Raw genomic sequence first — 16949 nt, forward strand, 5'->3', positions numbered from 1 at the left:
TCATCCAGTTCTTCTCCGGCGTGAAGTGGAACTGGGGCCGGTAGGTCTCGGAGTACGGCGGGGTGTCGGCAGCGACGGCTGAAGGAGCCAGCGGCGCTGCGGACAGGGCGCAGACGGTCGCCACCGCCGCGATCATCCGGGTGCGGGCATGCCGGGATACACGTCCAGAGCTCATGGGATCTCCTGTGCCGCGGCCGTCCACACCGCGGAGCCTGCTGCCGGGCGCGGACCGACCGTACAAGTGACTCCTCGCCGACGCCGTCGTCCGCGGCGTCGACAAGGAGCGTCATCGTTGACTTGTGTCATCGATGACATCGAGTGGCCCGATGATGGAGGCAACCCGGCCGACGCGTCAACCGGTCCGGACGCGATGTGCCCCCGTGAGGCACCCCCACGCGGTTCGCCGGCTGTCAGGCCCCGTCGGCCGCGGCGAGCTGCGCCAACCGGCTCTGCCACGGCGGATTGGGACCGGCGACCGAGCAGGTCAGACCCGCGACCTGGGTGGCGAACCGGCAGGCGTCCTCGACATCACCGATGCGGAGTTCCGTCAGCCGGCCGCCGAGGAGGCCGCGTATGCCGAGGTGATGCAGCAGCCCGGCGGTGAAGGAGTCCCCCGCCCCGACCGTGTCGACGACGGTCGTCGTCACCGCGGGCACCTGAATCCGTTCGCCGTCGAGTGAGGCCAGGGCGCCGTCGGCACCGCGCGTGATCACGACGAGCCGCGCCCCGGCCTCGTGCCAGATGTCGCATGCCTGCTCGGGCGGCGTCCCCGGCAGCAGGAGCCCCAGGTCGTCCTCGCTCAGCCGGAGCACATCGGCGAGGGCGCACCAGTGCGCCAGCCGCGCACGGTAGACATCGGGATGGACGAGCAGTGGCCGGACATTCGGGTCGATGCTGATGGTCGCCCGGGGGGCGGCCGCCGCCAGGAAGTCCTCCACCACCGCCGCCCCGGGCTGCTGGACCAGGGCCAGGGATCCGGTGTGCACGCAGGCGGTTTCGGCAAGGTCCACCGGCGCCAACTCCTGTGCCGTCCACTGCCAGTCGGCCGTGTTCTGGGCATGGAAGGAGAACGCGGCCTGTCCCTCGGCGTCCAGTTCCGCCACGGCCAGTGTGCTGGGCTCGGCGGCCCGGACGGCACTCGACAGGTCCACTCCGGACGCCTCCAGGTGGGCCCGGAACAGGCGGCCGAACACGTCGCCGGACAGACGCGCGAGGAAACGGGCCGGAGTGCCGAGCCGGGCCAGGGCCACGGCCGTGTTCGCCGGTCCGCCTCCGGGCAGTACCCGCAGGGCTAGTTCGTTCGACGCGCTTGCGGATTCGGCGAACGCGTCCGCGACGCACTCCCCCAGGACGGTGATCTCACGCGGGCTCATGGGCTGCTCTTCTCTGACGAACGCTGACGAACGTGCGGGCAGGCCGGACGCGTCGTGGCGCGGCCGCCGGACGGCTACGAGCGGGCAACGGCCTCGGGGCGTTGCCGATTTGTGACGAGCACAGGGCATTGACGTTTCCGGGAGACGGAGTCCATCATCCTCGCCATGCGGTGTCAACGATGACATAAGTCAACGATGACACCACGGGGACGGCATGCTCCGATGCCGACCGCGCCGCTCGCAATCCCGCAGGAGTCGTTCATGCCTCGCACCGCTCGTCTGCCCATGTCCCTCCTCAGAGCCGCTGCGTGCACGGGCATCGCGGCCCTCACCCTGACGGCCTGCGGATCCGGCTCCGGATCGAGCTCCACCGGCACCGGCTCGGGCGAGGTCAAGGTCGGCCTGATCACCAAGACCGACACCAACCCGTTCTTCGTGAAGATGAAGGAGGGCGCGGAGAAGTCCGCGAAGGCCGAGGGCGTCACGCTCATGACCGCGGCCGGCAAGTTCGACGGCGACAACGCCGGTCAGATCACCGCCATCGAGAACATGGTCGCCTCCGGGGTGAAGGGCATCCTGATCACCCCGAGCGACTCCAAGGCCATCGTGCCCGCGATCGCCAAGGCCCGCGCCAAGGGCGTCCTGGTCATCGCCCTGGACACCCCGACCGAGCCGGAGAGCGCGGTCGACGCCCTCTTCGCCACCGACAACCTCAAGGCCGGCGAGCTGATCGGCCAGTACGCCAAGGCCGCCATGAAGGGCAAGACCGCCAAGATAGCCACCCTCGACCTGGCTCCGGGTGTGTCCGTCGGCGTCCAGCGGCACGACGGCTTCCTCAAGGGCTTCGGCATCGCGGAGAAGGACCCGGCGGTCGTCTGTTCCCAGGACACCGGAGGCGACCAGGCCAAGGGCCAGACGGCGATGGAGAACTGCCTCCAGAAGGAGCCCGGCATCAACGTCGTCTACACGATCAACGAGCCGGCCGCCCTGGGCGCGTTCACCGCGCTCAAGGCCAAGGGCCGGGAGAAGGACGTCCTGATCGTGTCCGTCGACGGCGGCTGCACCGGAACCCAGGCCGTCAAGGACGGCAAGATCGCCGCCACCTCGCAGCAGTACCCGCTGAAGATGGCCGCCGAGGGCGTCAAGGCCGTCGTGACGTACGCCAAGGACGGCAAGAAGGCGTCCGGTTACACCGACACGGGCGTCACCCTGATCTCCGACAAGGCGCAGGCCGGAGTCACGTCGAAGGACACCGGTTACGGCCTGGAGAACTGCTGGGGCTGAGCCGCCCCCGAGGCCGGCAGGCCTGAGCCTCTCCCCTCAGCGGGGCGGCCGCCCCTTCCTCCCTGACCGGGGCGGCCGCCCGCTCGTCCTCTTGTCCGCCGACCAGGGCGGGCAACGACTTGACGTCTTCCGACAAGGATTTCGCATGACAGCCACGACCTCGCCGTACGCCGAGATCACCGCACCCACCACGGCCCGCAGACTGCTCACGGCACCGACCACCGGCCCGCTGGTCGCTCTCCTCCTGGCCTGCGCCTTCTTCTCCCTCTCGACCGACCAGTTCCTCACGGGCGGCAACTTCTCGCTGATCGTGCAGCAGGTCATGGTCGTCGGCACCCTCGCCATCGGACAGACCCTGATCATCCTCACGGCGGGCATCGACCTGTCGTGCGGTGCCGTGATGGCGTTCGGCAGCATCGTGATCGCCAAGATGGCCGCCGAGGGCTCCCTGCCCCCGCTCGTCGCCATCGCCCTGGGCCTGGTGGTCTGCGGCGGGTTCGGGCTGCTCAACGGGCTGCTGGTGCAGAAGATCCCGCTGCCGCCGTTCATCGTCACCCTCGGCATGCTCAACGTGGCGTTCGCGCTGACCCACATCTACTCCGAGGAGCAGACGGTCACCAACCTGCCCGGCCCGCTCACGGCCCTCGGGCAGACCTTCCCGCTCGGCCACACCGACATCACGTACGGCTCCCTGGTCACCATCGCCCTGTTCCTCCTGCTCGCCTACACCCTCAGCAGCACCGGCTGGGGCCGGCACGTCCACGCGCTGGGCGACAGCCCGGAGGCGGCGCGGCTGAACGGCATCCGCACCTCCCGGCTGGCCATCGGCGTCTACACCGTGGCCGGTCTCCTCTACGGCATCGCCGCCCTGCTGCTCATCTCCCGCACCGGAGTCGGCGACCCCCAGGCGGGACAGACCGACAACCTCGACAGCATCACCGCCGTGGTCCTCGGCGGCACCAGCCTCTTCGGCGGACGCGGATCGGTCCTGGGCACCTTCATCGGCGTCCTCATCGTCGGTGTCTTCCGCAACGGCCTGCAGCTGATGGGCGTCGCCTCCATCTACCAGACCCTGATCACCGGAGTCCTGGTGATCCTCGCGGTGACCGTCGACCAGCTCTCCCGGAAGAAGGCCCGATGACTGCCACCTCCCCCACCCCCGTGCTGCAGGCCCGCGGTCTGGTCAAGCGCTACGGCCATGTCACCGCCATCGACGGCGCCGACTTCGACCTGCTGCCCGGCGAGGTCCTCGCCGTCATCGGCGACAACGGAGCGGGCAAGACCAGCCTGATCAAGGCGCTCACCGGCGCGGTCACCCCCGACGCGGGCGAGATCCGTCTCCACGGCGAGCCCATCACCTTCTCCGGGCCGCAGAGCGCACGCGCCCACGGCATCGAGACGGTCTATCAGGACCTCGCCGTGGCCGCCTCCATGGACATCGCCTCGAACATGTTCCTCGGACGCGAGCTGCGCCGCCCCGGCGCCCTCGGCAGTGTCTTCCGCATGCTGGACAAGAAGCGCATGCGCCAGGAGGCCGCCGAGCACATGGCCGACCTGAAGATCGGTCTGCGCTCGCTGACGCAGGCCGTGGAGACGCTCTCCGGCGGACAGCGGCAGGCCGTCGCGGTCGCCCGCTCCGTCGCCTGGGCCCGCAGCGTCGTCGTCATGGACGAACCCACCGCCGCCCTCGGCGTCAAGGAGTCCGGTCAGGTCCTGGACCTCATCCGCCGCGTCCGGGACAAGGGCATGCCGGTCGTCCTGATCAGCCACAACATGCCGCACGTCTTCGAGATCGCCGACCGGATCCACGTCCACCGGCTGGGCCGGCGGGCCGCCGTGATCAAGCCCTCCGACTACTCCATGGCGGAGGTCGTCGCCATCATGACCGGCGCACTCACCGTCGACGAGGCCGGAGATACTGTCGTAGCGGATTCCAAGGCGGCCAAGGCCGCGGGCGTCCAGGCCACCTGACGTAGGACTGAAGCACTCACCGATTCCGGCCGAGGCCGCGGCCGGAACCGACGAGCACAGGAGACCGTTTCCTCCATGGCAGCGAACCGCCGCCCCACCCTGGCAGACGTCGCCCGCGAAGTGGGCGTCAGCGCCAAGACCGTGTCCCGCGTCCTCAACGAGGACGGCCCCGCCTCGGCGCAGACCCGGCAGCAGGTTCTCGCCGCCGTGGCCAAGCTCGGCTTCCAGCCGAACCTCATGGCCCGCAACATCCGTGTCGGTGGACCCGACACCACCATCGGACTGGTCATCCCGGACCTCGGCAACCCGTTCTTCGGAGCCGTGGCCCGCAGCATCGAGGACACCGTCCGCGACCGCGGCCTGACCCTGCTCATGGGCTCCTCCGCGGACGACCCGGACCGCGAACGCGCGCTGACGGACAAGTTCCTCGCCCGCCGCATCAGCATCCTGCTGGTCGTGCCGTCCGTCGGCGCCGACCACTCCTACCTCAAGACCCACCGCGCCACGGGCCTGCCCGTCGTCTTCGTCGACCGGCCCGGTGTGGGTCTGGCCACGGACAGCGTCGTCAGCTCCAACCGCGCGGGCGCCCACGACGGCGTGGCCCATCTGATCGCGCACGGGCACCGGCGCATCGGCTTCATCGGCGACCTGCCCACCAAGCTCTACACACGCCGCGAGCGACTGGCCGGCTACCGCACCGCGCTGCAGGAGGCCGGCCTCCCCGCCGACCGCTCCCTGGTCACCAACGCCCATGACCAGCACGGCGCCTCCGCCACGACCGCCCAGCTCCTCGACCTGGCGGATCCCCCCACCGCCCTGTTCGCCGGCAACAACATCGTCGCGCTGGGGATCATCGCCGAACTCGCCCGCAGCAAGCGCAAGGACGTCGCCGTCGTCGCCTTCGACGACGTGGAGCTCGCCGAGGCACTCGAGCCGGCCCTGACCGTCGTCGCCCAGGACGCCGAGGAGATCGGCAGAACGGCGGCGACCACCGCCCTGGCCCGCCTGGACGGCGACCGCTCCCGCGCCCGCACGATCACCGTGCCCACCCGGCTGATCGTCCGGGGCTCGGGGGAGCGGCCGGCTCCAGCGCTGCGAGGGGCATGACCCCCCGCCACCGGGTGGGCAGGTGCACGGCTCAGGCCCAGGCGGTCACCGGCAGGAACGAACTGTCCTGCCGGAACAGGTCCGTCCCGTCGGTGCGGTCCACGCGCAGTTGGTAGTTGTAGTGGCGCAGGTAGTAGCCCGGGTAGTTGTACGACTCGAAGCGCAGTGAGCCGCTCGCCGTACCGGTGCGGGCCATGAACGTGGCGTCCTTGGCGAAGGTCGACGTCCCGTCGTTCGCGTCGAAGCGGCCGCGGAAGTCCCAGTGGCGCAGGTATTTGCCGGAGGCGTCCCGGAACGAGTAGGCGTTCGCGTCGGCGAGGCCGGCGACGACCGTGAAGGTGGACGCCTGCTTCTCGGCCGTGGTGCTGGAGGTGCTCACCACGGGGAGGTTGAGCAGGGACGACTGGGTCTGCCAGTAGCGGGTGGAGAAGTTGGCGGAGCGGAAGGAGCGGGTGACGTTCTTCGCCAGGGCCGGGCCGCCCGACACCGTCTCCTTGATGACCGTGAAGTGGCGCGCCGTACCGGAGACGACGGGCAGTGCGGCCGGGGCGGACCAGGTGGCGAAGGTGTCGTAGCTGTCGCTGTAGTAGTAGGTGCCGTCGCCGTAGCCGTCGAAGAAGATCCGCCAGTCGCCGTTGTCGAGCTGCACCAGCGCCGGGCCCTCGCGGTAGCTGCCCCAGCCCGCCCAGTCGCCGGTGCGGCTGATCGTGTAGGGGCCGGTGAGCTTGGACGCCGTCGCGTACTCGATGTACTTCGCCGTCTCGTTCTTCGTGAAGGCGTGGTAGGTCGAGCCGATCTTCACGATGTACGTGTCGATGTGGTTGGCGCCGATGCCGGACAGGGCGACCGGTGAACTCCACGCGGTGAGGGCGGAGTTGGTGGCCTTCAGCAGGTACGGGGTGAAGATCCACTCGTCGTTGGCCGTCGAGCAGGACACGATGACGTTCACACTGCCGTCGCTGTCGACGAACCACTCCGGCGCCCAGGCCCGGGACAGGTTGGTGATCGGCACCGTGTAGTCGTACAGGAAGGTCCAGTTGAGCCGGTCGGAGCTGCGGGCGAAGCCGATCGTGGTGCTCGGGTCCTGCCAGGTGTGGGTCGTGTAGGTGATGTAGTAGTAGCCGTCGGTGTGCTTGAACACGCTCGCGTCGCGGATGCGGTTGCTGGGCGGGGTGTAGGCGGACGACTTGGCCAGCCGGAAGTCGGTGGCGTCGTCGGACTGGTACACGTTCACGGTGCCGTCGTTGCTGTTGAGGAACGGCACGATGGTGTAGCGGGTCGCGGAGCCGCTCGGCGGCGCGGCGGCCGAGGCGGTGCCGAGCAGTCCGGGCATCTCGCCCAGGACGAGCGCCGAGGCGGGCAGGACGGCCATCGCCCGCAGCAGGGTGCGGCGCGACGGCGCGGGGGGTCGTGTGGACACGGGCGGCTCTCCCTCGGACACAAACACATGCGGCTCTGACGTTCGATATTCCGAACCAGGTTCGGAAAGTCGATCGAAAGGTAGGGCCGAGGGTGGGGCGCGTCAATGGTTCGCGCAGGACTTCTGAGGCCTGTGGGAAAGCTGTGGTGTGCACCGATGCGGCGCACGGGTCGAGTGCTGTCCGCCCGGGCATTCCGCCGCACCCCCGCCGGACGTTACCGTTCGGTAGACAACGCCCTCCCGGAGGTGTCCCGCATGACGCTCGATCGTTCCGAAGGCCTCGCGGAGTCGGCCCGTGCGCTCGCCGGCGGGGAGGTGACGTCCCGGTCGCTCGTGGAGCGGGCGCTGGCGCGGATCGAGGCGACGCAGACGACGCTGAACGCCTTCAGGATCGTCCGGACCGAGGCGGCGCTCGCCGAGGCGGAGGCCGCGGACAGGGAACTGGCCGCCGGCGTGCGCAAGCCGCTCCTCGGGGTGCCCGTGGCGGTCAAGGACGACATGGACGTGGCGGGCGAGCCGACCGCGTTCGGCTGCCGGGGCGAGTTCCCGCCGGTCACCGAGGACGGCGAGGCGGTACGGCGGCTGCGCGCGGCCGGAGCCGTGATCGTCGGCAAGACCAACACCTGCGAGTTCGGGCAGTGGCCGTTCACCGAAGGGCCCGCCTTCGGCGCGACCCGCAACCCGTGGAGCACGGAGCACACGCCGGGCGGCTCCTCGGGCGGTTCGGCCGCCGCCGTCGCCGCCGGTCTGGTGCCCGCCGCGCTCGGCTCGGACGGAGCCGGTTCCGTGCGGATTCCGGCCTCCTGGACCCATCTCGTCGGCATCAAACCGCAGCGCGGCCGGATCTCCACCTGGCCGCGCGGCGAGTCCTTCCAGGGCATCACGGTCAACGGCACGCTGGCCCGTACGATCGCCGACGCGGCCCTGCTGCTGGACGCGGCGGCCGGCAACCACGAACGGGACCCGCACCGGCCGCCGGCCGTCGACGCCCTGCGAGCGACGAAGCGCGACCCCGGCCGGCTGCGCGTCGCGCTCTCCCTGAAGCCGCCGTTCACCGCCCTGCCCGCCCGGCTCCGGCCGGAGGTGCGCGCCCGGGTCGTCCAACTCGCCGAGAAGCTGAGTGACTTGGGGCACGACGTCGAGGAGGCCGATCCGCCCTACGGCCAGATCGGCCTGACCTTCGTGCCCCGCGCCACCGCCGGTATCGCCGAGCGCGTCCGCGAGGCGCCCTTCCCCACCCTGCTCGACCGCCGCACCCGCGACGCCGCCCGGCTGGGCGGGCTGCTCGGCGGGGTGCCGCTGCGGGCGGCGCGACGCGCGGAGGCGGTCCTGCACCGGCGTATCGGCGCGTTCTTCACGACGTACGACGTGATCCTCGCGCCGACCACGGCCGCTCCCCCGCCCCGCATCGGCGCGCTGCTGAGCCTGGGGGGCCTGGCCACCGACCGCGCGATGATCGCGGCCTGCCCGTACGCCTGGCCGTGGAACGTGCTGGGCTGGCCCGGGGTGAACGTCCCCGCCGGTTTCGTGGGCGGCGGCCTGCCGGTCGGCGCCCAGTTGCTCGGACCGGCGAACAGTGAACCGCTGCTGCTCTGCCTCGCCGCGCAGCTGGAGGCGGAACTGCGCTGGCACTCGGCGTGGCCTTCGGAGCACGCGGTCACGGACTCCCCGGCCGCGTAACGGCGTTCGGCCCGTACCCTGTGACCATGGACGACGCGTCGATGGTCGGGCTGATGGGGCGGGTCACGGGGGCGATCGGGCCCGGGCTGGTCGGCGAGGTGATCGTCCGGGTGCGCGGCGGCGCCGAACACTTCCTCGCCTACCCCGCCACCGGCACGGACCGCATCGAGCGGGGCACCGTGGTCATGGTCGTGGAGTACCTGCCGCCGAGAACGGTCTACGTCCAGGCGGCGTACGACAGTTGAGCCCGCTCCCCCGCAGGTGAGACCGGGTTTGTATCAAGGTTTCGACAAGGATGGGTCAGCGCCTGTACCCAGGGCGTCGCACAGGCGCACACTCCCTTCGTTCGGTGCCGAAAGGGCACCATCCAAAGGGGGCGTATGCCGATGGTTGTCGGCGTCGTTGCGGGGGTGGCGGTTGCCGCCGTCCTCGTTCTGATCGGTCTGTTCAAGATGATGTGGCGTGTCGCGGAACCGAACGAGGCACTGATCATCTCCGGCTCCAAGCACAAGACGGAGGGCCTCGAGGCGGGCATGGGCTTCCGTATCGTCACCGGACGCGGCACGCTCGTGCTGCCCGGAGTGCAGGCGGTGCGCAAGCTCTCGCTCGACCTGAACGAGACCGAACTGCATGTGGACTGCGTGACCCACCAGGGCATTCCGCTCAAGGTGCGGGGCGTGGTCATCTTCAAGGTGGGCGACGACTTCGTGTCGATCGCGAACGCGGGCCGCCGTTTCCTCGACCAGCAGAAGCTGATGTCCGAGCGGGTGCACAACGTCTTCGCCGGTCATCTGCGCTCCATCGTGGGCGGGTTGACGGTCGAGGACATGATCCGCGACCGGGAGAAGCTCACCGGGCAGACCCGGGCGGCCTGCGGCACCGAGATGGAGAAGCTGGGCCTGATCGTCGACTCGCTGCAGATCCACGAGATCGAGGACCCGACCGGGTACATCCAGAACCTGGCGATGCCGCACGCGGCGGCCGTCCAGCGGGACGCGCGGATCGCGCAGGCGGAGGCGAACCGGCTGGCCACCGAGGCCGAGCAGCAGTCGTACGCGCGGATGGCCGAGGCGACCCGGGACAGCGAGATCCTCCAGGCCGGCTACCAGGCCGAGCGGGACAAGGCGGGGGCCAAGGCCCGCCAGGCCGGACCGCTCGCCGACGCCGCCGCCCGGCAGGAAGTCGTCGTCCAGGAGACGAGGGTCTCCGAGCTGGAGGTGCAGCGGCGTGAGCAGCAGCTCCAGGCGGACGTCCGCAAGCCGGCCGACGCGCAGGCCTACGAGAAGCGCACGATGGCCGAGGCGGAGCGCGACGCACGCATCTCCGCGGCCCAGGCCAAGGCGAAGGAGACGGAGCTGGCGGCCGCGGCCGAAGCCACCCGGGTCAAGACGGCCGCGGGCGCCGAGGCCGAGGCGACCAGGGCCCGGGGCACCGCCATGGCGGCGGCCACCCGTGCCACCGGCGAGGCCGAGGCGGCCGCGGCACAGGCCAGGGGCCTCGCGGAGGCCGAGGCGGCCAAGGCCAAGGGGCTCGCGGAGGCGGACGCCATCAAGGCCCGCGCCGCCGCCCTCGCCGAGAACCAGGAGGCCGTCGTCGCCCAGCAACTCGCCGAGAACTGGCCGGAGATCGTCAGGGCCGGCGCGTCCGCCTTCGGCAGCGTCGACAACATGGTGGTGCTCAACGGCGCCGACGGCATGGCGGAGATGCTCACCAAGGCGCTCACCATGGGCGGCACGGGCCTTGGCCTTGCCCGCCAGCTGCTGGCCTCGATGAACCAGAACGGGCAGGCCGTGAACGGGACTTCGTCCCTCAACGGAGTCGTGCCGCCGCCCCTCCAGAAGGTGCCGGTGGAGAAGGACGGGGGATGACGGCGAGGGGTGCGAGAACCGGCTCGGAGGCGCGGGCTCTAACGTTGCGTCCGTGACTGCGTCTACCGAAGAGAACGTCCCCGGCCGGTTCGGCCCCTCCGCCACGACCGAGGCCGACCCCCGCGAGGTGGGCCGGGTGCGCACGGAGTACTCGCCCGCGCACGACGGGGACCCGGATCCCGGCGAGATCGTCTGGACCTGGGTCCCCTACGAGGAGAACGACGGCCGGGGCAAGGACCGCCCCCTGCTGGTCGTCGCCCGCGAGGCCGGCGGCACCTTCCTGGCCGTCCAGCTGTCGAGCAAGCGGCACGACGGCGACCGGGAGTGGGTGCCGATCGGCAGCGGGCCCTGGGACCGGTCGGGGCGGGACTCGTGGGTCGACGTGGACCGCGTACTGCGGCTGCACGAGGCCGGCATGCGCCGCGAGGCGTGCGCCCTGGACCGGATGCGCTTCAACCTCGTCCGGCACCGGCTACGGGAGCGCTACGGCTGGAGCTGACGGCCGGCGGTCCGGGAAGCCGCCGGGCCGCTCTCGCCGATCGCCTCGAACAAACCGATCCCCTCGAACGACGTGAGGCGCGCGGTCGCGCGGTCACAGCACGACCCCCGTGCGCTCTGTGACCGCGCGACCTCCCCCGTCGTGCTGACACACGCATCCTGAGCGATTCTGGTCTTGCCGTGCAACGGAGTTTTCCGGGCCGGACGTGCCCGGAAAACAACTCGAAAACACCCCGGAAACGGAGATTCTCGGCCCCTATTGCGACGATGTGTACCCTTGTGCGATCGCACGCGAGGGTCTTGGGTGGGACGAGTGACGCCGGCCCGCCCCATCAGACCGCGGGCCGGTGACATGGTGGAATCTCAGGAGGATCCCGACATGTCCCATACGCCGAGTGACTGTACGGAGCCCCGTACCGCTGTCACCGAAGCCGAGGTGGAGGCCCTGGTCCGGGGCATCTGCTTCAAGACCGGACCACCCCGCACCGTCGGGGTCGAAGTGGAATGGCTCGTCCATGAGCTGCGTACACCGCAGCTCCCCGTGACACCCGAACGGCTCGAAGCGGCCTACGCCGCACTGCGTACCGTGCCCCTGAGGTCGGCGCTCACCATTGAGCCCGGCGGCCAGCTGGAACTGAGCTCGCCGCCCGCCGCCTCCCTGATGGAGTGCATCGGTACCGTCTCCGCCGACCTGACCGCCGTCCGCGCGGTGCTGGCCGAGGACGGCCTGGGCCTCGTGGGCATCGGCCAGGACCCCTGGCACACGCCCCGCCGGTTCCTGCGGGAGCCGCGCTACGACGCCATGGAGACCTGCCTCGACCGCACCGGCCCGGCCGGCCGCGCCATGATGTGCACCTCCGCCTCCGTCCAGGTGTGCCTGGACGCCGGTCACGAGGAGCCCGGGCCGCTCGGTCTCGGGCGGCGCTGGTGGCTGGCGCACCAGCTGGGGGCGGTCCTGGTGGCCGCGTTCGCGAACTCCCCGGCGGCCGGGCACGAGCCCACCGGCTGGCTCTCCAGCCGCCAACTGCTGTGGATGGACATCGGCCCCGGCCGCGCAGGCGCACCCCCGCTCGACGTCGATCCGCGGACCGCCTGGGCCCGGCACGTGCTGGACGCCCCGGTGATGTGCGTACGGCGGGACGGCGGCCCGTGGGACGTGCCCGAGGAGCTGACCTTCCGGGAGTGGACCAGGTCGTCGGCGCCGAGGCCGCCGACCCGGGAGGACCTCGACTACCACGTCAGCACACTGTTCCCGCCGGTCAGACCGCGCGGCCATCTCGAACTGCGCATGATCGACGCCCAGCCCGGCGACGACGGCTGGATCGTGCCGCTGGCGGTGACGACGGCGCTCTTCGACGACCCCGAGGCAGCCGAGACCGCCTACCGGGTCGTGAAGCCGCTGGCCGAACGGGCCCTGTCGCTGCCCGCGCCGCACAATCCGCTGTGGATCGACGCGGCCCGCCACGGCCTGACCGACCCCGAGCTCCACGAGGCGGCCGTCGCGTGCTTCGAGGCGGCCCTTCAGGCCCTGCCCCGGCTCGGCGCCACCGCCGAGGTCACCGCGGCCGTCGCGGCGTACCGGGACCGGTACGTCGTCCCCGGCCGCTGCCCCGCCGACGACCTGCTCGAACACCTGCGCGGCACGGATCGCCCCACGTCCCGGCTCGGCTCGGCCGAGGGGACCTCCACCGCCCACGGGAAGGACATCCGCACATGAGCGACCCCGCCCTCGACACCGAACCCGTCGTCGACGAGGCCGTCGATGCCGATGCGCTCCGCGACCGGGCGCTGACCACCCTGACCACCGCCCGCGACCGTACGACGCTGCTGACCAGCTGCGTGGAGGAGCCGGACCTGACCGCGCAGCACTCCCCGCTGATGTCGCCGCTGGTGTGGGACCTCGCCCACATAGGCAACCAGGAGGAGCAGTGGCTGCTGCGGGCCGTCGCCGGGCAGGAGGCGATACGGCCCGAGATCGACAGCCTCTACGACGCCTTCGAGCACCCGCGCTCGGAGCGGCCCTCGCTGCCGCTGCTGGCGCCCGCCGAGGCCCGCGCGTACGCGGCCGAGGTGCGCGGCAGGGTGACGGGCGTGCTGGAGCGCACCGCGTTCCACGGGACGCGGCTGACGGAGGCGGGCTTCGCCTTCGGGATGATCGCGCAGCACGAACAGCAGCACGACGAGACCATGCTGATCACCCATCAGCTCCGCAAGGGCCCACAGGCCCTGACCGCCCCCGACCCGGACCCGGTACCGCTGTTCACCGGACCGGCCGAAGTCCTCGTCCCCGGCGGCCCGTTCACGATGGGCACCTCCACCGAGCCGTGGGCACTGGACAACGAACGCCCGGCGCACCGGCGTGAGGTGGCGCCGTTCTCCATCGACACGACTCCGGTGACGAACGGCGCGTACCAGGCGTTCATCGAGGACGGCGGCTACGACGACGAGCGCTGGTGGACGGCGGCCGGCTGGGCGCACATCCGCCGCAACTCCATCCACGCGCCGCTGTACTGGAGCCGCGACGGCAGGCAGTGGCTGCGGCGCCGCTTCGGCGTGACCGAGGTCGTCCCGCCCCACGAGCCGGTGCTGCACGTGTGCTGGTACGAGGCCGACGCGTACGCCCGCTGGGCCGGGCGCAGGCTGCCCACCGAGGCCGAGTGGGAGAAGGCCGCACGGCATGACCCCGCCGGCGACCGTTCGACGCGTTACCCGTGGGGCGACGCGGACCCCGCGCCCGAGCACGCCAACCTGGGACAGCGGCATCTGCGCCCGGCGCCGTCCGGCAGCTATCCGGAGGGCGAGTCCCCCCTCGGGGTACGGCAGTTGATCGGTGACGTGTGGGAGTGGACGGCCAGCGACTTCCTGCCGTACCCGGGCTTCACGGCGTTCCCGTACAAGGAGTACTCGGAGGTCTTCTTCGGCCCCGACCACAAGGTGCTGCGCGGCGGTTCGTTCGCCGTGGACGCGGTGGCCTGCCGGGGCACGTTCCGCAACTGGGACCTCCCGATCCGGCGGCAGATCTTCTCCGGGTTCCGCACGGCCCGCTCGGAGGCCGTCTGATGTGCCGTCACCTGGCCTATCTGGGCCCCGAGGAGCCGCTCGGCCGGATCCTCGTCGAGCCGCCGCACAGTCTGTACCGGCAGTCGTGGGCGCCGAGGCGGCAGCGGTACGGCACGGTCAACGCCGACGGTTTCGGCGTCGGCTGGTACGCCGAGGGGGATCCGGCACCGGCCCGGTACCGGCGGGCCGGGCCCATCTGGGCGGACCAGTCGCTCGCCGACCTGGCCCGGGTGGTCCGCTCGGGGGCCGTGCTCGCCGCCGTACGGGACGCGACCCTGGCGGGTGCGGACGCGGAGGCCGCGGCGGCGCCGTTCGCCGCGGGCCCCTGGCTGTTCAGCCACAACGGCGCGGTCAAGGGCTGGCCGCACTCCCTCGCGCCCCTCACCCGGACCCTGCCCGCCGCCGACCTGCTGTCCCTGGAGGCGCGCAACGACTCGGCGCTCGTGTGGGCCCTGGTCCTCGCCCGGCTGCACGGCGGCGACCAGGAGGGTCAGGCGCTGGCCGACACGGTCCTGGAGGTCGCCGCGGCGGCCCCCGACTCCCGGCTCAACCTGCTGCTCACCAACGGGGAGAGCATCACCGCGACGGCCTGGGGCGACACCCTCTGGTACCTCTCGGAGCCCGGCCGCCGCACCGTCGTGGCCTCCGAGCCCTACGACGACGACCCGCACTGGCAGGAGGTCCCCGACCGCACCCTGCTCGCGGCGAGCCGCACGGACGTGCTGCTCACCCCGCTGAAGGAACCGAGCGCCGCCCTGCCACCCGCACCCGCGAAGGAGCCCCGCACGTGAGTCCGTTCCTTCTCACCCGCACCCTGCCCGAGGACGCCACCGAGGCCGCCCTGCGCGCCGACGTCCTCCAGGGCCTGACCCGCACCCCGAAGACACTGCCGCCGAAGTGGTTCTACGACGCCCACGGCAGCGAGCTGTTCGAGCAGATCACCGAACTGCCCGAGTACTACCCGACCCGCGCCGAACGGGAGATCCTGGTCGCCCGTTCCGGGGAGATCGCCGCCGCGACGGGCGCCCGCACCCTGATCGAGCTGGGCTCCGGCTCCTCGGACAAGACCCGCCACCTTCTCGACGCCCTCGCCGAACTGCACACGTACGTCCCTGTCGACGTCAGCGAGAGCGCGCTCACCCAGGCCGGGCACGCGCTCATCTCCGAGCGCCCCGCCCTCCAGGTCCACGCCCTCATCGCCGACTTCACCGCGCGGCTGGCCCTGCCGGACACGCCCGGCCCCCGGCTGCTGGCGTTCCTCGGCGGCACGATCGGCAACCTGCTGCCCGCCGAGCGGGCCGCGTTCCTCGCCTCGGTCCGCGCCCTGCTCTCCCCCGGTGACGCGCTGCTGCTCGGCACGGACCTGGTCAAGGACGAGAAGGTCCTGGTCAGGGCGTACGACGACGGGGCCGGGGTGACGGCCGCGTTCAACAAGAACGTGCTGAGCGTCGTCGACCGTGAGCTGGGCGCCGACTTCGATCCCGCGGCCTTCGACCACGTGGCCCTGTGGGACGCCGAGAACGAGTGGATCGAGATGCGGCTGCGCTCCCGTACGGCACAGACCGTGAAGATCCCCGCGCTCGACCTGGCGGTCGACTTCGCGGCGGGCGAGGAGCTGCGCACCGAGGTGTCGGCCAAGTTCCGCAAGGAAGGCGTACGCGCCGAACTGTCCACGGCGGGTCTCGATCTGGCCCACTGGTGGACGGACGAGGAGGGCCGGTTCGCCCTGTCGCTGAGCGTGGCGCGGTGACAGCGTGCCACGGGCCGTCTCGCGCTCCGCCACGGCTTGGGGCACGGTGGAGTGACGCGCGCCCGGACGCGCCCGGACACGCCCGTCACCGGTGACACCGCCGTCACCGCGGAGAGGAGCCCCGCATGTCGAACCACACCTACCGGGTCACGGAGATCGTCGGCACCTCGCCCGACGGTGTCGACCAGGCCGTCCGCAACGGAATCTCCCGCGCCTCGCAGACCCTTCGCAACCTCGACTGGTTCGAGATCACCCAGGTGCGGGGCCAGATCGAGGACGGGCAGGTCGCGCACTGGCAGGTCGGCCTGAAGGTCGGCTTCCGCCTGGAGGAGTAGGACTGACGGCCCCCGCGTCCCGTCGGGGCCTCAGGTCCGGCCCTCCCCCTCCTGCGCCACCTTCAGCGCGGCCGAGTCGGCCGCCCAGCGTGCCCGTACGACGGTGAATCCCGCCCGTTCGGCGTCCTGGCACACCAGCTCGTCGTCGTCCACGAGCACCCTGATCTCACGGGTGCGGGCGAGCCGGCCGAGGATCTCCAGCTTGGTGCGCCGGGCGGGCCGGCGGTCGTGGTTGCGCCTCATGTACACGCGCCCCTCGGGCAGTTCGTGCGCGGCGAGCCACTCGAGCGTGTCCCGCCGGCAGCGCTCGGGCCGCCCGGTGAGGTAGACGACCTCGCACTCCCGGGCGTTCTCCAGGACCAGTGCGATGCCCTCGGCGAGGGGCGGATCCTCGGGCGCGGCCGCGAAGAAGGCGTCCCAGTCGCGGGGTTTGCTCTCCAGGAACCGCTGCCGGTGGGCCGTGTCGGCGAGGGTGTTGTCCAGGTCGAACACGGCGAGCGGGCGTGTGCTGCTGTCGGTCACACCGCCCACCCTAAACGGACGGCGCACCCCGGCAACCTTCGCGCTCCGGGCGGCCACTGCTGTGCGACATGGCATGCACGG

General features: G+C 71.5%; 16 protein-coding genes. 13 read left to right on the forward strand and 3 right to left on the reverse strand.

From position 1 onward, the window contains the following. Positions 1 to 410 precede the first annotated feature (410 nt). A complete protein-coding gene (locus ACWBNA_RS34980) occupies positions 411 to 1373 on the reverse strand; it encodes a carbohydrate kinase family protein (RefSeq protein ID WP_482708530.1) in 963 nt (320 codons plus the stop codon). A gap of 261 nt (positions 1374 to 1634) precedes the next feature. Between ACWBNA_RS34980 and ACWBNA_RS34985 the strand changes: the two genes are divergently transcribed. The 4 genes from ACWBNA_RS34985 (at position 1635) to ACWBNA_RS35000 (ending at position 5735) form a co-directional block, all read left to right on the forward strand. Further along, on the forward strand, positions 1635 to 2657 hold the full coding sequence (locus tag ACWBNA_RS34985) for a substrate-binding domain-containing protein (protein ID WP_482708531.1): 1023 nt from the start codon (positions 1635 to 1637) through the stop codon (positions 2655 to 2657). Positions 2658 to 2802: 145 nt separating this feature from the next. Further along, entirely contained in the window at positions 2803 to 3798 is a 996-nt protein-coding gene (locus tag ACWBNA_RS34990) for an ABC transporter permease (RefSeq protein WP_482708532.1), read from the forward strand. Beyond that, positions 3795 to 4628, forward strand: a complete 834-nt coding sequence (locus tag ACWBNA_RS34995) for an ATP-binding cassette domain-containing protein (protein ID WP_482708533.1) — start codon at positions 3795 to 3797, stop codon at positions 4626 to 4628. The genes ACWBNA_RS34990 and ACWBNA_RS34995 overlap by 4 nt, the downstream gene beginning before the upstream one ends. 75 nt (positions 4629 to 4703) lie before the next feature. After that, positions 4704 to 5735 carry a LacI family DNA-binding transcriptional regulator gene (locus ACWBNA_RS35000; RefSeq protein ID WP_482708534.1) on the forward strand — a complete coding sequence of 344 codons (1032 nt, stop codon included), beginning with the start codon at positions 4704 to 4706 and terminating at the stop codon, positions 5733 to 5735. A gap of 31 nt (positions 5736 to 5766) precedes the next feature. On the opposite strand, the gene ACWBNA_RS35005 is transcribed toward ACWBNA_RS35000, so the two are convergent. Then, the gene (locus ACWBNA_RS35005) at positions 5767 to 7155 is read right to left on the reverse strand and encodes a glycoside hydrolase family 43 protein (RefSeq protein ID WP_482708535.1); all 1389 of its coding nucleotides are present in this window, start codon (positions 7153 to 7155) and stop codon (positions 5767 to 5769) included. Positions 7156 to 7410: 255 nt separating this feature from the next. On the opposite strand from ACWBNA_RS35005, the gene ACWBNA_RS35010 reads away from it, so the two are divergent. The 9 genes from ACWBNA_RS35010 to ACWBNA_RS35050 all read left to right on the forward strand — a co-directional run bounded on the left by ACWBNA_RS35010 (position 7411) and on the right by ACWBNA_RS35050 (position 16346). Beyond that, entirely contained in the window at positions 7411 to 8835 is a 1425-nt protein-coding gene (locus ACWBNA_RS35010) for an amidase (RefSeq protein ID WP_482708536.1), read from the forward strand. Positions 8836 to 8861: 26 nt separating this feature from the next. Beyond that, positions 8862 to 9080, forward strand: coding sequence for a hypothetical protein (locus tag ACWBNA_RS35015; protein WP_266450852.1), 219 nt, complete (start codon positions 8862 to 8864; stop codon positions 9078 to 9080). 135 nt (positions 9081 to 9215) lie between these two features. Then, positions 9216 to 10703, forward strand: a complete 1488-nt coding sequence (locus ACWBNA_RS35020; RefSeq protein ID WP_383875605.1) for an SPFH domain-containing protein — start codon at positions 9216 to 9218, stop codon at positions 10701 to 10703. Between the two features lie 52 nt (positions 10704 to 10755). Then, on the forward strand, positions 10756 to 11202 hold the full coding sequence (locus tag ACWBNA_RS35025; protein WP_383875604.1) for a type II toxin-antitoxin system PemK/MazF family toxin: 447 nt from the start codon (positions 10756 to 10758) through the stop codon (positions 11200 to 11202). Positions 11203 to 11580: 378 nt separating this feature from the next. Beyond that, positions 11581 to 12918: an ergothioneine biosynthesis glutamate--cysteine ligase EgtA gene (egtA, locus tag ACWBNA_RS35030; protein ID WP_482708537.1), complete on the forward strand. Its 1338-nt coding sequence runs from the start codon at positions 11581 to 11583 to the stop codon at positions 12916 to 12918. Further along, on the forward strand, positions 12915 to 14261 hold the full coding sequence (egtB, locus tag ACWBNA_RS35035) for an ergothioneine biosynthesis protein EgtB (RefSeq protein WP_482708538.1): 1347 nt from the start codon (positions 12915 to 12917) through the stop codon (positions 14259 to 14261). Before egtA ends, egtB begins: the two co-directional genes overlap by 4 nt. Beyond that, entirely contained in the window at positions 14261 to 15052 is a 792-nt protein-coding gene (egtC, locus tag ACWBNA_RS35040; protein ID WP_482708539.1) for an ergothioneine biosynthesis protein EgtC, read from the forward strand. The genes egtB and egtC overlap by 1 nt, the downstream gene beginning before the upstream one ends. Beyond that, positions 15049 to 16011 carry an L-histidine N(alpha)-methyltransferase gene (egtD, locus tag ACWBNA_RS35045; protein ID WP_482708540.1) on the forward strand — a complete coding sequence of 321 codons (963 nt, stop codon included), beginning with the start codon at positions 15049 to 15051 and terminating at the stop codon, positions 16009 to 16011. The genes egtC and egtD overlap by 4 nt, the downstream gene beginning before the upstream one ends. A 125-nt stretch (positions 16012 to 16136) precedes the next feature. Then, complete coding sequence (locus ACWBNA_RS35050) at positions 16137 to 16346, forward strand: dodecin (protein WP_482708541.1); 210 nt, start codon at positions 16137 to 16139, stop codon at positions 16344 to 16346. A 30-nt stretch (positions 16347 to 16376) separates the two neighbouring features. On the opposite strand, the gene ACWBNA_RS35055 is transcribed toward ACWBNA_RS35050, so the two are convergent. Further along, positions 16377 to 16868: a phosphatase domain-containing protein gene (locus tag ACWBNA_RS35055; protein ID WP_482708542.1), complete on the reverse strand. Its 492-nt coding sequence runs from the start codon at positions 16866 to 16868 to the stop codon at positions 16377 to 16379. Positions 16869 to 16949: the final 81 nt, after the last annotated feature.

Source organism: Streptomyces sp. Q2 (assembly GCF_056820935.1).

Excerpts from the sequence above, each read along its gene's own strand:
- ACWBNA_RS34980 (WP_482708530.1), bottom strand. The coding sequence starts at position 1,373 with ATGAGCCCGCGTGAGATCACCGTCCTGGGGGAGTGCGTCGCGGACGCG.
- ACWBNA_RS34985 (WP_482708531.1), top strand. The coding sequence starts at position 1,635 with ATGCCTCGCACCGCTCGTCTGCCCATGTCCCTCCTCAGAGCCGCTGCG.
- ACWBNA_RS34990 (WP_482708532.1), top strand. The coding sequence starts at position 2,803 with ATGACAGCCACGACCTCGCCGTACGCCGAGATCACCGCACCCACCACG.
- ACWBNA_RS34995 (WP_482708533.1), top strand. The coding sequence starts at position 3,795 with ATGACTGCCACCTCCCCCACCCCCGTGCTGCAGGCCCGCGGTCTGGTC.
- ACWBNA_RS35000 (WP_482708534.1), top strand. The coding sequence starts at position 4,704 with ATGGCAGCGAACCGCCGCCCCACCCTGGCAGACGTCGCCCGCGAAGTG.
- ACWBNA_RS35010 (WP_482708536.1), top strand. The coding sequence starts at position 7,411 with ATGACGCTCGATCGTTCCGAAGGCCTCGCGGAGTCGGCCCGTGCGCTC.
- ACWBNA_RS35015 (WP_266450852.1), top strand. The coding sequence starts at position 8,862 with ATGGACGACGCGTCGATGGTCGGGCTGATGGGGCGGGTCACGGGGGCG.
- ACWBNA_RS35020 (WP_383875605.1), top strand. The coding sequence starts at position 9,216 with ATGCCGATGGTTGTCGGCGTCGTTGCGGGGGTGGCGGTTGCCGCCGTC.
- egtA (WP_482708537.1), top strand. The coding sequence starts at position 11,581 with ATGTCCCATACGCCGAGTGACTGTACGGAGCCCCGTACCGCTGTCACC.
- egtB (WP_482708538.1), top strand. The coding sequence starts at position 12,915 with ATGAGCGACCCCGCCCTCGACACCGAACCCGTCGTCGACGAGGCCGTC.
- egtC (WP_482708539.1), top strand. The coding sequence starts at position 14,261 with ATGTGCCGTCACCTGGCCTATCTGGGCCCCGAGGAGCCGCTCGGCCGG.
- ACWBNA_RS35050 (WP_482708541.1), top strand. The coding sequence starts at position 16,137 with ATGTCGAACCACACCTACCGGGTCACGGAGATCGTCGGCACCTCGCCC.